The following is a 13,031-nucleotide window of genomic DNA, read 5'->3' on the forward strand; positions in this document are numbered from 1 at the left end:
GTTTCAGTTTACCTCCCTTCTTTTCCTGAATCCACACGGTGATGACTTCCCTAAGAAAATAGGACCGATTGTGGGCCTCTTCTGCCACTTCCCTACGGTCATACCACACATAGGGCCAGGGTTTACAATTCCCATTGGACATTCTATACTGCATGGTTAGGGTACTCTTTAGGGGTTTCAACAATGGAATCTACGGAGGACTTGATGAGGTCCAGTCTTTCCCTTCCCCGGGTTTTAACATCCTCGGGAATACAGGAATACATCAACAGGCCACCCACCAATCCCTGTAATTCCCCTACGTGGCCCAATAGGTTGAGGTAGTCCTTGTAGTTTAGGGTTACTTTCATGGTGTCAATAGTTAAGGGACAGGGTGGCCTCGGGGTATTCCTTGCAGGCCTTCCACAGGTTAAACAGGTGAGTACAGAGGTTGAGGAACTTCCAGTGGGAATCAGGATAGGTCTGGAGGAGGTAGGTCTCACTTCCCACCAGATTGTTCAGGCCCCAGAATACCCTCACCTCTACTTCCTTCCCGGTCTTTCCATACAACCAGTCCACTTCCCCTAGGAAGGCCCGGGAAAGGAGTTGGGATACACTTCCACCCCAATCTTCCGAATACACTTCCTCTTCCCCTTGACGGAGGGTTACTGAATATCCCATTAGACTGCCACCGGGGCTTTAATGGTGGGTAGAGGATTGTAGTTCTCCAAGGTGATGTCCCCGTAGGTGAAGGCAAACAGGTCCTTGATTTGGGGGTTGAGGGTCACTGTGGGAAGGGGTTGAGGACTCCGGGAAAGTTGGAGGAGGGCTTGGTTGGTGTGGGAACTGTAGAGGTGGACATCACCCCCTGTCCAGATGAATTCCCCGGGGACCATGTTCACACACTGGGCCACCATCAGGGTTAGGAGGGAATAGGAAGCTATGTTGAAGGGTATTCCTAGGAATACATCAGCAGACCTCTGGTAGAGTTGACAGTTGAGTTTCCGGGTGGGTATCAGCCCCTTTCCCCAATCACTTTGCGGGATGCGATTCTTCAGAGTCCATTTATACCTCTCTTCCTGGGTCAATAGGGAAGTATGGAACTGGAATAGGCAGTGACAGGGAGCCAGGGCCATATCCGGAAGGTCAGCCACATTCCAGGTACTGACCACCATCCTACGGGAAGTGGGGTTGGTCCTGAGAGTTTCCAGTACTTGGGAAATCTGGTCCACAGTCCCCACCTCATAGATTTCCGACTCTGGAATTTGGGTATAGGTTCTCCAACTTCTCCATTGTTCCCCATAGATGGGACCTAGGTAACCATGCTCGGGAGCCCACTCATCCCATATTTTAACCCCATTCTTCTGAAGGTCTTGGACATAGGTACTTCCACTAAGGAACCACAACAATTCCCCCACCACAGACTTCCAATGGACCTTCTTGGTGGTGAGCAGGGGGAGCCCAGCCTGAAGGTTAAACCTCATCTGGTAGCCAAACAGGGACTTACACCCAACTCCCGTCCGGTCCTCTGTATCAATTCCCTCAGTCAGGACTTTGCTGAGTAGGTCTAGGTATTGGTGCATTATTCCCAGGTAATAGATTGGAGGTCCTTAATTACCTTCTCCACTTCCTTTCGGAGTTGGTCTACAGCCTCCTCTCTATTCTTCCCATAACCCTGGTATTGTTGGTCCAAGGGCCAGAGATGGGCAGGTTTCAGGTCAGCAAGGGTGGCCTCAAAGGATTGGGCCTTCCCCCTCCCGTCATTGGTTACTTTAATCATGGCTTGGTACTGTTAAATGGTGAAATAGTCCTATGGGATGGACCAAGAAAAACCCCGGGGTGACGGGGTCTCATTCTCTGGACAGGGAAAGGGTTAGGCCTAGGCCGAGGTCTCCTTGAGCTGGTAGAGGTAGAGCTTGTAAGCCGCACTCTGGGTGACCCATTCCAGGGCCTTCCCTACCCCCATGGCTTCCAAGGCCTGAGCTACCGAGGGGGAGATGGTCCCTTTCCGGATGGTGGAGGTGAGGGAAGCATAGGAAGGATGGTTGGCCTTTTGGACCAGGTCCCGGAGTTTGTAGCCGTGGAGGACCAGTTGGGACTTGATGGTTAAACCGGGATTTGTGGGGGTATTCATGGGGTTGGGGAATAAGGGAAGGTGAGGAATAAGGGAAAGGTTACAGCTCCATGAGTTCCACAAAGGGAAGACTACCATTCTCCAACACCAGTCCTGCACTGATGACAGGCTTCCGAGGGAAGGGTTTGCCATAGGAGAAGGCATAGGCCTCATGGTCAATTCCACATCCCACCTGCATTCCAAACAACCGGTCTTTGACACTTACACTCCAGTTCACACTGGCCTCGGAGTGGAGGTGGCCTTGGACGGTGGATAATCGGGAATCCTTGGCCCGCTTAAAGGCATTCCCCACATTCCCGTGGGTGTAGAGGACCCCATTCTCCTGGTATTCTTCCATGAATTCCCAGGTAGTGGGGGCTTGGAGGATTTCCCCCAGGGGTTTGACAAACCGTTGACTCATGCCAATGGCCTTGGCCTTCCGGGCAATGAGGAGGTCGTGGTTCCCCAACATAATCTTGGCCGTGGGGAAGGCTTCATACCAGGGAGTGAGTTGGGCAATGGCAGCATCCAGTTCATGGCCTACCCCCATTCCATCGGGGTCCCGTTCGTGGAAGTTCCATCCCGCCCCGTCAATGACATCCCCGATGAAGATAACCTGGTCACAGTTGTACTTCTCGGAGAGGTTCTGGCAGAAGTCCAGGTAACCTTCCAGGATGAAGGGGGCGTGGAGGTCCCCAATCACCAGGGTATTCCCGGACTGGGCCTTCCAGGTTTCCAGCTCCACCTGCTCGGGGGTGAGGTCTTCCTTTTGGGACAGCATCCACCGTTTCACCATCCGGTCAAAGGTTTCCTTGCTGACCATGGGGGCCTCGAATTCCTGAATCAGGTCCGAGAGCTGGGTCACACCCAACCCGGGGTTTTTGAAGTAGTAGTGGGCAATCAACCCATCATAACGGGTACTCAAAATCTTCCTCATGTAAGGAGTGGGTAAAAGGGTGAAATCTTGGTTAGGTTAAATAACTGTCCATGTATAATACCAGACAAATGTACACATGAATTTGGTATTTTTCTAATAAGGGTAAACACTGGGTAATTATTCTCGGTTTTGCAGGGCTAATTACCTGATTTTTCCGGTGAACGGGCCACCAACTCCGGTGAACGGGGTTTATTGTGGGTTGGTCAGGAAAGTTTTGGGTTGTACAATCCCTAGAATTCACCAAACCCTCACACCACGGGTAGTCATAAACAGGTTACCAAAACTTCCTGTTGAGCCTACCCAATGGTGTTAGCAAACCTACAACATCCCATTACTAAATCCAATAGTTTACCAATAATTTTAGTCAATCTCCTCTCCTGTTGTCTCCACCCGTGAAAAAGGGAGAGCCGGGGCCCACCTTGGACACCAACTCTCCCCTCACTGGGTATTCCTGCTTTGGTTAACTAGGGCCTAACTCCCACAGCTCTCACAGCCAATCTCACACACCTGTCCCACTTCCTCTGGAATAGGGATAGATTTGTCCACGGTGAACTGGATTGCTTGACTGGCCGGTTTGGTCCTGAGGTAGTACTGGCCCGTCTTCAGGCCCAGCTTCCACCCATAGAAATGCATACTGGACAACTTCCCAAGGGTGGGCTTGTCAATGAAGAGGTTCATGGACTGGGATTGGCAGATGTAGGCCCCCCGGTCAGCGGCCATGTTGAGGATGACCTTCTGGGAAATCTCGTACACCGTCTTGTACCGGTCTTTGAGGACCTGGGGAATAGAGGGAATTCCCTGCACACTCCCATTCCCTACAACCAGGGCATCCTTCATTCCCTTATTCCACAACCCGAGGGCTTCCAAATCCCTTACCAGGTGTTTGTTGATGACAATGAATTCCCCGGCCAGGGTTCTGCGGGTGGACAGGTTAGAGTTGAAGGGCTCAAAACACTCATTCCAGCCCATAATCTGGGAAGTGGAAGCCGTGGGCATGGGAGCTATTCCCAGGGAATTCCTCAGGCCATACTTCACCACATCCTCTTTCAGGGCTTCCCAATTCCACCGGGAAGAAGGAGTAATTCCCCACATGTCAAACTGGAGGATTCCCTTGGAGGCTGGACTACCGGGGAAGGTCTCATAGTGGCCTTGTTTGAGGGAAAGGGTGACGGAGGCTTGAAGGAACCCATAGTAGATGGTCTCAAACACCTCTTTGTTGACCTGTGCAGCCTCCGGGGAATCAAAGGGTAGTCCCATCAAGGCAAACAAGTCAGCCAGGCCCTGTACCCCTATTCCAATGGGCCGGTGACGGAGGTTGGACTTCCTGGTTTCCGGGGTGGGGTAATAGTTAATGTCAATAACCCGGTTCAGGTTGAGGGTAACCTGGTAGGTGTCCTCGTACAGGGCTTGGTGGTCTACCTCCCATTGGTTGGGAAGAGGTCCGTCACCACCCCTCATACTCATCTCCGGAATGGTGACATATTCCCGGGGTTTCAGGTATTTGGGAAGAGCCAAAGAAGCCAGGTTACACACAGCCTGTTCCTCATGGTCTGAGTACTCAATAATCTCTGTGCAAAGGTTAGAGGACTTGATAGTACCTAGGTTTTGTTGGTTGGACTTGGAGTTACAGGCATCCTTGAACAGCATGAAGGGGGTACCGGTCTCCATGGTACACACCTCAATCTCATTCCATAGGTCTTGGGCCTCAATCTCCTTCCCTATTCCCAGGGACTCACAATGGGTGTATAGCTCGGTGAAGGCTTTGGAAGTAGGGGAATCAAAGACATCCTGCAACTTCTTCCCTGTGGCCAGGAATACCTCATGGGGGCAGAACAGGGTCCACTTCCCGTGGGACTCCACCCGTTGCATGAACAGGTCCGGAATCCAGAGGGCGGGGAAGAGTTCACGGGCCCGGAATTCCTCCTTTCCTTGGTTCTTCCGGATGGGAAGCAGGGTGAACACATCCTTGTGCCAAGGTTCCAGGTAGATGGCAAAGGAACCCTTCCGTTTCCCACCCCCCTGGTCCCACCACTTGGACCATTCATTGTAACTCTTGAGCAGGGGCATGAGACCATTGGACTTCCCACCACTCCCGGCAATCAGGGTGCCCTCAGCCCGTACATCGTGGACATGGAGGCCAATTCCCCCGGCAGCAGAGGAAATGATGCCCACATCCTTGAAGGTGTCCATCAACCCTTCCTTGGAGTCCCCTTTATTCCCAATGAGGAAGCAGGAAGACATCTGGGCATTCCTACACCCGGCATTGAACAAGGTGGGGGTGGCATGGATGTACTTCCCCAGGGAAAGGTCATCGTACACCCGCTTCACCATCTCCAGGTTATCACCCCACAGGGCCACAGCCACCCGCATGTACAGGTATTGGGGCCGTTCTACTACTTTCCCGTTGGCCTTCAGCAGGTAGCCTCTCAGGAGGGTTTTCAGGCCAAAGTAATCCAGGTTGAAGTCCCGGGAATGGTCCACCATCTGGTCCAATTCCATACAGTAGTCTACACAAGTCTTCACAGACTCCATAGACAAGAGTTGAGTATTGTCATTTAGGTAGAGTACAGCATCAATGAAGCTGTTATAAGTCTCCTTGTGCAGGGAAGTAACCAGTAACCGGGCTGCCAGGGTGGAGTAGTCTGGGTGGTTCATGGACATGGTGGCCGCTGTCTCTGCTGCATAGTTGTCCAACTCGTGGGAAGTTATCCCATCACTGAACCCACCAATCACCTTCAGGCACACCTCGTCAGCATTCACCTTCAGACCCTTGGTCTGTTCTTTAACCCTCTTCTGAATTTTACTGGGGTTGAAGGCTTCCCTCTTCCCATTTCTCTTGACTACTTCCATAGGGTGCATAAAAAAGACCCACCTCCCTGTTAGTAGGAAGATGGGTCGGCAAAGGTAACTTTGTAATAGTATTAACCCAAGACTTAGTTGGACTATTTCTCCAATTCCACTCGTTCCTTGGTGGTGTCCCGGTTAATGGCAGCTTCCCCGGTGAACTTATCAGGAAACCGGACCTTCAACTTTTGGATGTTGTTGTAGAGGGCTTTCTCCAGGTTGATGTGGTTAATCCGGCAGAAGTTGACCAGGTACCACATCACATCGGCCACCTCCTCTTCCACATTCACCCAGTCAATGGGCTTCCCATAGGCCAGGTTCTTCTTGAATACATCCACTAGTTCACCCACCTCTGTCACCATTCCGGTGGTCATGTGGAGGTTATCTACGATATTAGGGTCGTGTGCCTGGTTGTCCAGGTAAATGGTAGCACAGGTCCGGGCAGCAGCCTGGGTGAACTGGGAAACGGTTAGTTTGGTGGCACTGGCCATCATCTCATTCTGGTATTCCATGTTGTTGGGGTTAGAGGGTGATTAAAGCTTGGTTAGGAGGACTTGAATGGCCAGGAGTTGGTCCAGGTTAGCAGCTTCCACCAAGGGAAGTACTTCTGCCAACAGGGCCCTCCGTCGTTTAGCCTTTCCCCATTCCAAGGATAGTGCATTAGCTTCCTCATCTGTGAGAAGAGTGCACCGGGAAACAGTGGCCATGTTCATTTTCCCAGTAAGTCCTTTCTGTTGACCTTTGAAGTCAAATAGGGTATCAGGAAGGCCAGAGATACGGTAACCTGTCTTGGTCACCTTCTCAATCTTTTTGATGGCCCGGGACAACTTCTTATCAAAGCTCATCCCACTCTCATAAAGGACATACTTTCCTACTAGGTCTTGGTCTTCGGGTGTGTTCATGGTCTAAAGGGTGATTAAGTCTCTCTCAGTACAAGGAAGGTGGTAAAGTTCACACCCATCGAGGGTATTCTTCCACAGGTCCAGCTCCCGTTCCCAGTACTTCCTCACTTCCGAGGGTTTGGATAGGACATGGTACAGGAGGTGACCTTTGAAGTCTTTCCCCGTGTTGGGGTAATGGTGGGCCCACTGTTTGCGGAACAGTTCCTTGGCCTTGTCCCCAAACCGGGAGTACTTCCCTTCCCGGAAGGCTTGGAACTCGGGCAGGAACTCGGGTGGGGCACTGAACTGGAGCCAGTAGGTGGACCCAAACAGGTAATTGTGTTGGAGGTGGGGGTGACCAAGGACCCGGTCTGAGAGCAGGGGGGCATGGTCCACTTCCACCACAAGGGTATCATCGGAGGTGCTTAGGAACACCCCTTTGACGTTCTCCGGGGGACCCAGGCTGGTTGCAGGTAGTTGGAGCAGGGGAAGCAGCAGGTGAAAGGCCAAACTGCGGTCTGCGGGGGTTTGTGGGGTCATAATGGGAGATTTAGGTAAACGGGCCTAAGTCTCCCCGGAGATTGGGTTATTTCAAAGGAGTCAGGGAATGAAGTAGGCCCTTTTCCACAGCTTCCTCATAAGTGGTATACTCCCCTGACCATTCATGGCGAGGGAAGGTGATATTGGCCCCTACATTGTGTTGAGGGGAATTGAGGTACACCCTATCCACTTGGTAGAGCAGGTGGGGTTTGAGGACTGCTTGAATCCGAAGGTGGACACCCTTCTCTTCCCTCAACCACCGGGAAAGAAGGGATTGGGTAGGGCATAGATAGGTTACTTCCCCATTGTGGGCAGCATTGAGAATTTCCTCATCCGTGAAGTATTCTTGGCCTGTGAGGTCAAAGGCTCCTTCCACTTCCCCATCGGAATTGTAGCAATACTGGGAATCGAGGTCAAAGCCCTTCTCCTTGGCCAGTTTGGCAGTGGGGAAGGTTATTAGTTGGTCTTCCATGTGGCTAGTTAAACAAGTGGTCAATGGATTCCAGGACAGGTTCCTGGGCTTGGGGTACGGGAATGGGTTGGGGACACTGGAAGCCGTACTGTTCAGTGTCCAGGAGTTTGAGGAGTGTATGTTGTTCCTCATAGTAGGCTTCCCAATCACCCTCTTTCACTCTTACTAGGTATTCAGCTTTCACACAGTCTTCCAGGTAGAACTGGTACTTATCTAGGTCCTCATACTTGGGATAGTCAGATAGGAGGGCTGTAGCCCGTACCTCACCTACCCGGGGGCAACCCGGAACACAGTCACCAGTACAGCCTGTAAGGAGTTGGTGATAGAAGTTGTAGATGGCTTGATGAGGAGTAACCTTGGTCAGACTTCCTTTCTGGTAATTCCAGTGCCAACCACTCAATTGTTGAAGGTCATGGTCACACCCCACGGTAGTCAGGGAATAGTCCTGTGAGTACTTCCCATGTGCTATGGAACAGGCATCATCAGCCTCTATTCCATGACACCGAACAAAGCCCCAATGGTCCACCAGGAAGTTTTTGATGGGTTCTTCCCACAGGACAATGGACTCTGGTTTAGGTCCTCTATTCCCTTTGTACTTGCGGGACACCGCCACCTCATGCCTGAAATTCCCCTCTCCTCCTAGGAAGCCCAAATAGTGGGTAGCCTGAGTTTGGGCTAAGATGTCCCCTACAAAATGGGAAACTTGGTTCATCATCCCCGAATGGGAATGGTCTTGGTACCGCATCCCGCATAGGAATATGATACTGTCTGCGTCAATTACGGATAGGTTCATGTTTTACATCATGTGAAAACTTCCAGATATACCCTGTGGTATTACACTTCTTGTTGATGGCATCACTTACAGCACTACTGTACAAACCCAAAGCCTTGGTGGCCAGAACTCCAGATAGGTATTCTGCCACAAACTCTCCCTCTGGGGTGAACTGCATCACGGGAACAGAATGTCCATCAGGTCTCATGGGTGGGATTCTTTTAGGGAAGTCTTCACTCTCCTTGAACTTCCAGAGGTATCCAAAAGCCTGACGGATTACTCCATTAGCACACATGGAAATGTTGGTGGCTGAATACCCAAAAGTTCGTTGGATAATTTGTTGGGACTCAAACTCATCAAGGAATAAACCATCCTGTGTATACCTGAGTATTCCCTTGGATTTCTTGGTAGGAGGTTTGACTTTCTTCCCATGAATCTTAGCATAGGCTTTCCCAGCCCGGTTCTTAGCCTTTTGTTCCTCTGTATGCCTATACCCCCTATTACCAATAGAGCTTTGGGTCATATTGTACCCCCAACCAAATCCATTATAAATCCGGATGAAATGGTCCTCCCATAAGTACAGCTCCTTGGGATAGTGTACATACTTGACAAGGTGGACGGAAAAAGCTCCTGCCCCATGTTTAGCCCAGGAAGATTGGAGTTTGGCAGAGTGGTGGGTCCCCTCATTCAGCTTACTAATGTGCTTCCCAATCCTTTCTTTTAGGTCAAGGGTGGAACCAATGTAGTGTTTCCCGGTGACAGTGTTGGTAATCCGGTAAATGCAGGCAATTCTAGGTAATGGCATAGTTTGTAGTTGAATTATCCTACAATTTACGCCAAAAAGTACAAGGGAACAAGGACTAATTGTACTATTACAAGTTGACAGCTACCTCCTTCCGGAAGTTACCCACTCCCCCGACAAACCCCAGGTAATGGGTGGCCTGGGTCTGGGTTAGGATGTTGTTGACCCACTCATCAATGTGGACCTTCATCTGTAACACACTGACATCCTGATACTTCCAAGAAAGGGCGTAGGTGCAGGAATCCGCGTCCACCACTGTTAGTTTATACATGGGAAGTGGCTTAGAGTTGGTCCTCAATAATTTGGGCAATCTGGGGGAAGGTGTAATCCCCGCTGTCATTCAGGGCCATGAGGGACGTGTGAGGACCCACAGGTTTATCTATTTTGGCCTCAGGTGTCTCTATTCCAGCCCATTCCCGGAGTTTGGGAGTCAGGGAAGTCTCCTCACCATCAAATAGATATTCCCCACAGTAGGAAGCATTTTCCTCTTCCTCCACTATTCCCTGTCTTACAGCTAGGTCACACAGTACTCCCAGACAGCAGTAACTCACCTTCCCTTCCTCATTTTCCTTCTTTAGGGAGTACTTCCCTTGGGTGTATTTCCCTGACCGGAGGGCTTCCAGCCAGTCCTTCTTAATTTCCTGGTGCATTGGTTGTTGGTTTAGTAAGGGTACAGGACTAGGGTATTAACTGTCAAGGGTTCCTCATCTTCATCTTCCACTTCCTCAAAGTCATCCTCTGTCCAGTACTCATCCAGTTCCCCGGAATAGTGACCAGTGGTCCACCCCTCGTAGTCCTTAATCTTATTCCCCTCGGCATCCCGGGAAATCATCACATCCAGGTCAGGGGTCTCTTCCTGGATTTCTTGTAGTTGGGCAATAAAAGCTCCTAGTTTCATGGGTTGTTGGTTAATTGGATTATGGCCTGTACTGTCAGGCTCACTTGTTCCCTATTCCGGGGCATGAATAAGGTGGGTGGGGTTTTCTGTTGACTAAGCTGGGCCTTCAGGAGTTTGTACCTCATTGAAAACTCGGCAGTTACCATGCCCTTACATTCTACCACCCATCCTGGTCCTGTAAAGTCCGGGGTGTACTTCATGGGCAACACCTTCCCGGACACTGGTAAGTAGGTCTTCACCTTCTCCCCCTTCACTTTCTTCTCCTTGGCCTCCCAGCTCACCACGGGGCAGGTAAATCCTTCCTGTAGGGTGTAGGACACTTCCTCGTAGTGGACCGGGAGGCCATTCCTCACTAATTCCTGGGCACAAAACACTTCCAGGGCACTCTTGTACAGGATTCCTTGGAAGGTGAGCTTGACCTTGTCAGTCTCCACATTCCTCACCTTTCCTGTTTTCTTACCAGTCTTTCTTACCATAGTGACAAAGGTAAGAATTGGACTGGGTATTGTACTATTCCTCTACTTCCTCCTCAAACTTTTGGGAGAGCTGATGGATGGGTTCCAGGAATGAATCCAGACTCATGGCCCAGTTACACATTACCGTCCAGTCCTCATTCCCATACACCAAGTCTACAAATCCCATGTTCTGGCCCCGTTGGTCATAAACTACCACAGTGTCAGCTCCTGTGTTCATTAGGACTTCCAGGATGCCTTCCCGGGAAGTGGATTCTACCAAGGCAAACTCATCCCCACCATCATCTACTGACAGGGAATACCCAGCAGCCAAACAATGGTTTACCAGGGCCTCGACAATGAGGACTTCTACCTTATAGGATTCCATGGGCTTAGAAAGGGTCTTGTTGGGTGAGGTAGAGGAAGTCCTGTAGTTTGAGTATCACGTACTCCCCCCCCTTGCTTCCATCTTCCTTCAGCCGTTGGTGGGCAATGAGGTTGACTTTGGTGGGGTCCTTGGGCATGGAAGCCAGAATGCTGGGGTAGTTAATCTTCTGGTAGTTGACCGAGGACTTGCACTGGACGTGGAAGGGGAATGGGGAATTGGGGGTAGTGGGAATGATGTCCACCTTCTTCCGGTCCCATTCCCCGTCCTTGGGGGAAACCTGGATGTCGGTCCACCCACTGGTTTGGAAGAGGGACAGGACCCGGTTCTCCCAGCTCTGGCCCCGGTTGCCTAGTTCCTTGAAGCGGGCCTCGGGGGGATGGAATAGGGGTTTGGTGTGGCAGGTCATGGGTTAACGGTTATGTTGGGTTTGGTCGTAGTACCGGTCATCCCCAAACTCCCGGGCCCGAAGTTCGAGCCAGGCCTTAGCCAGGTCAATGGCGTTTCCGTCTGAAGGGCTGAAGTAGGCTTCGGCTAGGGTGGTGAAGTTGTCTCCAAGCACAATGGCCTCGGCACTACCGTTGTCTGATGGGGAAACCGTGTACTGTCGGTGAACTTTATGGGCTCGGGTCTTCTGGATGGCCAGGTGGGTTACACCGGCTTGTCGGTGTGGTCTGGTCCAAGGACCTGTGGGAGTATTTGTGGGTATTTCGGGACTGTAGCGGGAAGACATGGGAAGAGTGGGTTATCGGGTGAATACATGGCCATTTTCCTCCCAGACCTCATAGTTTGTTTCCATGTCCCGGCCTATTTTCGCGTAGTCAATGTACCAGGTGAGGTGTTGGGGGATGTCGTAACAACTTTCGGTCAACTCCTCGGCGTATTCTTCCAGTCCCCCTTTGTAGTAACCTCGGTAAGAGTCCTCAAAACCTTCCAACGTAGGGTTGTTGGCATGGTCCAGGTACAGCTCATAGGCTTCCTTCCGGTCCTCATCCATGTCCTGGGTGTCCTCAATCCACTGGAGGACGGGACCAAAGCTCATGTACTCACTGTAGAACCGGGAAGGGAATCCCTCATAATCATGGATAGTCCATTCTTCCCGGGGAACATCCCAGGTATCAATACCCAGTTCCTCATCCCAGCCCTTCAACATTCCCTGGATGGCTTCCAGGACCTCATCTTCATCAGTAAAATTGTCCAGGTCTAGCCATTCACCAACATTGTGGCCATTGACGTAGTCCCGGATGGAGCAAACCCAAATCTTTGGGGTGTCTGTCATGTAATAGGGTGTAAAAAGACCACCTTGTTGGGGCGGCCTTGGTGGGTTAATAGGTGGGGTCTACTGTGTAGATTTCACTAGTGGGAAGGAAATGGATGGCTATCCTGTATTCCTCCTTCACCAACTCTTCCAATGTTTGGGGAAGGGTTAGGGTGGGCCCATTGAGTTCATACCGGTAGATGTCATCAACACTTCCCCCGTAGGAAAGTTCTAGGATTACCTCGGGGGACTCATACCTCCAGTAGAAGGTGTACTTCCAATAATAGGACAGTGGGGCTTGTCTCCCTGATAGGAAGTCCTTGTAGATTCCCTCGGCCTTATATTTGGTCATTCCCATGGGTTTAGGCTACTTCTAGGAGTTCTATGGGCTCCAAATTCTCAGGCTGATACACATCCCTCAACTCCCCTTCAATCTTCCCAAGCAACCGGGAAATGGAGCTGGCCTTGAAGGTCTCATGGAAGTGAGTACCCATCCCGTGTTTGGACTGGTAAATCCGACATTCCACTTGTTCCTCCTGCTTCCCACCAAGGGAAAGGACCAGGGTGACAGAGGAATAGGTAATGGTCTTGGGGGTGAGGGAAGCCACTAAGGACTGGACCTGGGTTTCTGCTTCTTGTAGGGTCATTGGGTAAGGCTTTGGAGTAGAACCCGTACTTGGTCCAAGGTTTTGGGGGAATAG

General features: G+C 51.0%; 20 protein-coding genes. All 20 read right to left on the bottom strand.

Going from position 1 to position 13,031, the window contains the following annotated elements; genetic code table 11:
* Positions 1-143: 143 nt before the first annotated feature.
* Complete coding sequence (locus Q5H92_RS14870; RefSeq protein WP_305012329.1) at positions 144-347, bottom strand: hypothetical protein; 204 nt, start codon at positions 345-347, stop codon at positions 144-146.
* Positions 348-656: 309 nt separating this feature from the next.
* A complete protein-coding gene (thyA, locus tag Q5H92_RS14875; protein WP_305012330.1) occupies positions 657-1,559 on the bottom strand; it encodes a thymidylate synthase in 903 nt (300 codons plus the stop codon).
* Positions 1,559-1,756 carry a hypothetical protein gene (locus Q5H92_RS14880; protein WP_305012331.1) on the bottom strand — a complete coding sequence of 66 codons (198 nt, stop codon included), beginning with the start codon at positions 1,754-1,756 and terminating at the stop codon, positions 1,559-1,561. Before Q5H92_RS14880 ends, thyA begins: the two co-directional genes overlap by 1 nt.
* Positions 1,757-1,855: 99 nt before the next feature.
* Entirely contained in the window at positions 1,856-2,110 is a 255-nt protein-coding gene (locus Q5H92_RS14885; RefSeq protein ID WP_305012332.1) for a hypothetical protein, read from the bottom strand.
* 40 nt (positions 2,111-2,150) lie between these two features.
* Positions 2,151-3,026, bottom strand: coding sequence for a metallophosphoesterase (locus Q5H92_RS14890; RefSeq protein ID WP_305012333.1), 876 nt, complete (start codon positions 3,024-3,026; stop codon positions 2,151-2,153).
* 471 nt (positions 3,027-3,497) lie between these two features.
* Positions 3,498-5,876, bottom strand: a complete 2,379-nt coding sequence (locus Q5H92_RS14895) for a ribonucleoside-diphosphate reductase subunit alpha (protein ID WP_305012334.1) — start codon at positions 5,874-5,876, stop codon at positions 3,498-3,500.
* A gap of 92 nt (positions 5,877-5,968) precedes the next feature.
* Positions 5,969-6,244: a MazG nucleotide pyrophosphohydrolase domain-containing protein gene (locus Q5H92_RS14900; RefSeq protein WP_305012335.1), complete on the bottom strand. Its 276-nt coding sequence runs from the start codon at positions 6,242-6,244 to the stop codon at positions 5,969-5,971.
* 159 nt (positions 6,245-6,403) lie between these two features.
* Positions 6,404-6,772: a hypothetical protein gene (locus Q5H92_RS14905; RefSeq protein WP_305012336.1), complete on the bottom strand. Its 369-nt coding sequence runs from the start codon at positions 6,770-6,772 to the stop codon at positions 6,404-6,406.
* A gap of 3 nt (positions 6,773-6,775) precedes the next feature.
* The gene (locus tag Q5H92_RS14910; protein ID WP_305012337.1) at positions 6,776-7,291 is read right to left on the bottom strand and encodes a hypothetical protein; all 516 of its coding nucleotides are present in this window, start codon (positions 7,289-7,291) and stop codon (positions 6,776-6,778) included.
* A 46-nt stretch (positions 7,292-7,337) separates the two neighbouring features.
* A complete protein-coding gene (locus tag Q5H92_RS14915; protein WP_305012338.1) occupies positions 7,338-7,763 on the bottom strand; it encodes a hypothetical protein in 426 nt (141 codons plus the stop codon).
* Positions 7,764-7,767: 4 nt separating this feature from the next.
* Positions 7,768-8,478, bottom strand: coding sequence for a hypothetical protein (locus Q5H92_RS14920; protein ID WP_305012339.1), 711 nt, complete (start codon positions 8,476-8,478; stop codon positions 7,768-7,770).
* A 58-nt stretch (positions 8,479-8,536) separates the two neighbouring features.
* The gene (locus tag Q5H92_RS14925; RefSeq protein ID WP_305012340.1) at positions 8,537-9,340 is read right to left on the bottom strand and encodes a GIY-YIG nuclease family protein; all 804 of its coding nucleotides are present in this window, start codon (positions 9,338-9,340) and stop codon (positions 8,537-8,539) included.
* Between the two features lie 278 nt (positions 9,341-9,618).
* On the bottom strand, positions 9,619-9,987 hold the full coding sequence (locus tag Q5H92_RS14930; RefSeq protein WP_305012341.1) for a hypothetical protein: 369 nt from the start codon (positions 9,985-9,987) through the stop codon (positions 9,619-9,621).
* An 11-nt stretch (positions 9,988-9,998) separates the two neighbouring features.
* Positions 9,999-10,235, bottom strand: coding sequence for a hypothetical protein (locus tag Q5H92_RS14935; protein ID WP_305012342.1), 237 nt, complete (start codon positions 10,233-10,235; stop codon positions 9,999-10,001).
* A complete protein-coding gene (locus Q5H92_RS14940) occupies positions 10,232-10,711 on the bottom strand; it encodes a PDDEXK family nuclease (protein WP_305012343.1) in 480 nt (159 codons plus the stop codon). The genes Q5H92_RS14935 and Q5H92_RS14940 overlap by 4 nt, the downstream gene beginning before the upstream one ends.
* 34 nt (positions 10,712-10,745) lie before the next feature.
* The gene (locus tag Q5H92_RS14945) at positions 10,746-11,075 is read right to left on the bottom strand and encodes a hypothetical protein (RefSeq protein WP_305012344.1); all 330 of its coding nucleotides are present in this window, start codon (positions 11,073-11,075) and stop codon (positions 10,746-10,748) included.
* Positions 11,076-11,079: 4 nt separating this feature from the next.
* A complete protein-coding gene (locus Q5H92_RS14950; protein ID WP_305012345.1) occupies positions 11,080-11,481 on the bottom strand; it encodes a hypothetical protein in 402 nt (133 codons plus the stop codon).
* Positions 11,482-11,817: 336 nt separating this feature from the next.
* Positions 11,818-12,351, bottom strand: coding sequence for an antirestriction protein ArdA (locus Q5H92_RS14955; protein WP_305012346.1), 534 nt, complete (start codon positions 12,349-12,351; stop codon positions 11,818-11,820).
* Positions 12,352-12,397: 46 nt separating this feature from the next.
* Complete coding sequence (locus Q5H92_RS14960) at positions 12,398-12,682, bottom strand: hypothetical protein (RefSeq protein ID WP_305012347.1); 285 nt, start codon at positions 12,680-12,682, stop codon at positions 12,398-12,400.
* A 10-nt stretch (positions 12,683-12,692) separates the two neighbouring features.
* Positions 12,693-12,977, bottom strand: a complete 285-nt coding sequence (locus Q5H92_RS14965) for a hypothetical protein (protein ID WP_305012348.1) — start codon at positions 12,975-12,977, stop codon at positions 12,693-12,695.
* Positions 12,978-13,031 lie beyond the last annotated feature (54 nt).

Origin of the sequence: Hymenobacter mellowenesis, assembly GCF_030581005.1 — a bacterium.
In the GTDB taxonomy this organism is placed as follows: Bacteria; Bacteroidota; Bacteroidia; order Cytophagales; family Hymenobacteraceae; genus Hymenobacter; species Hymenobacter mellowenesis.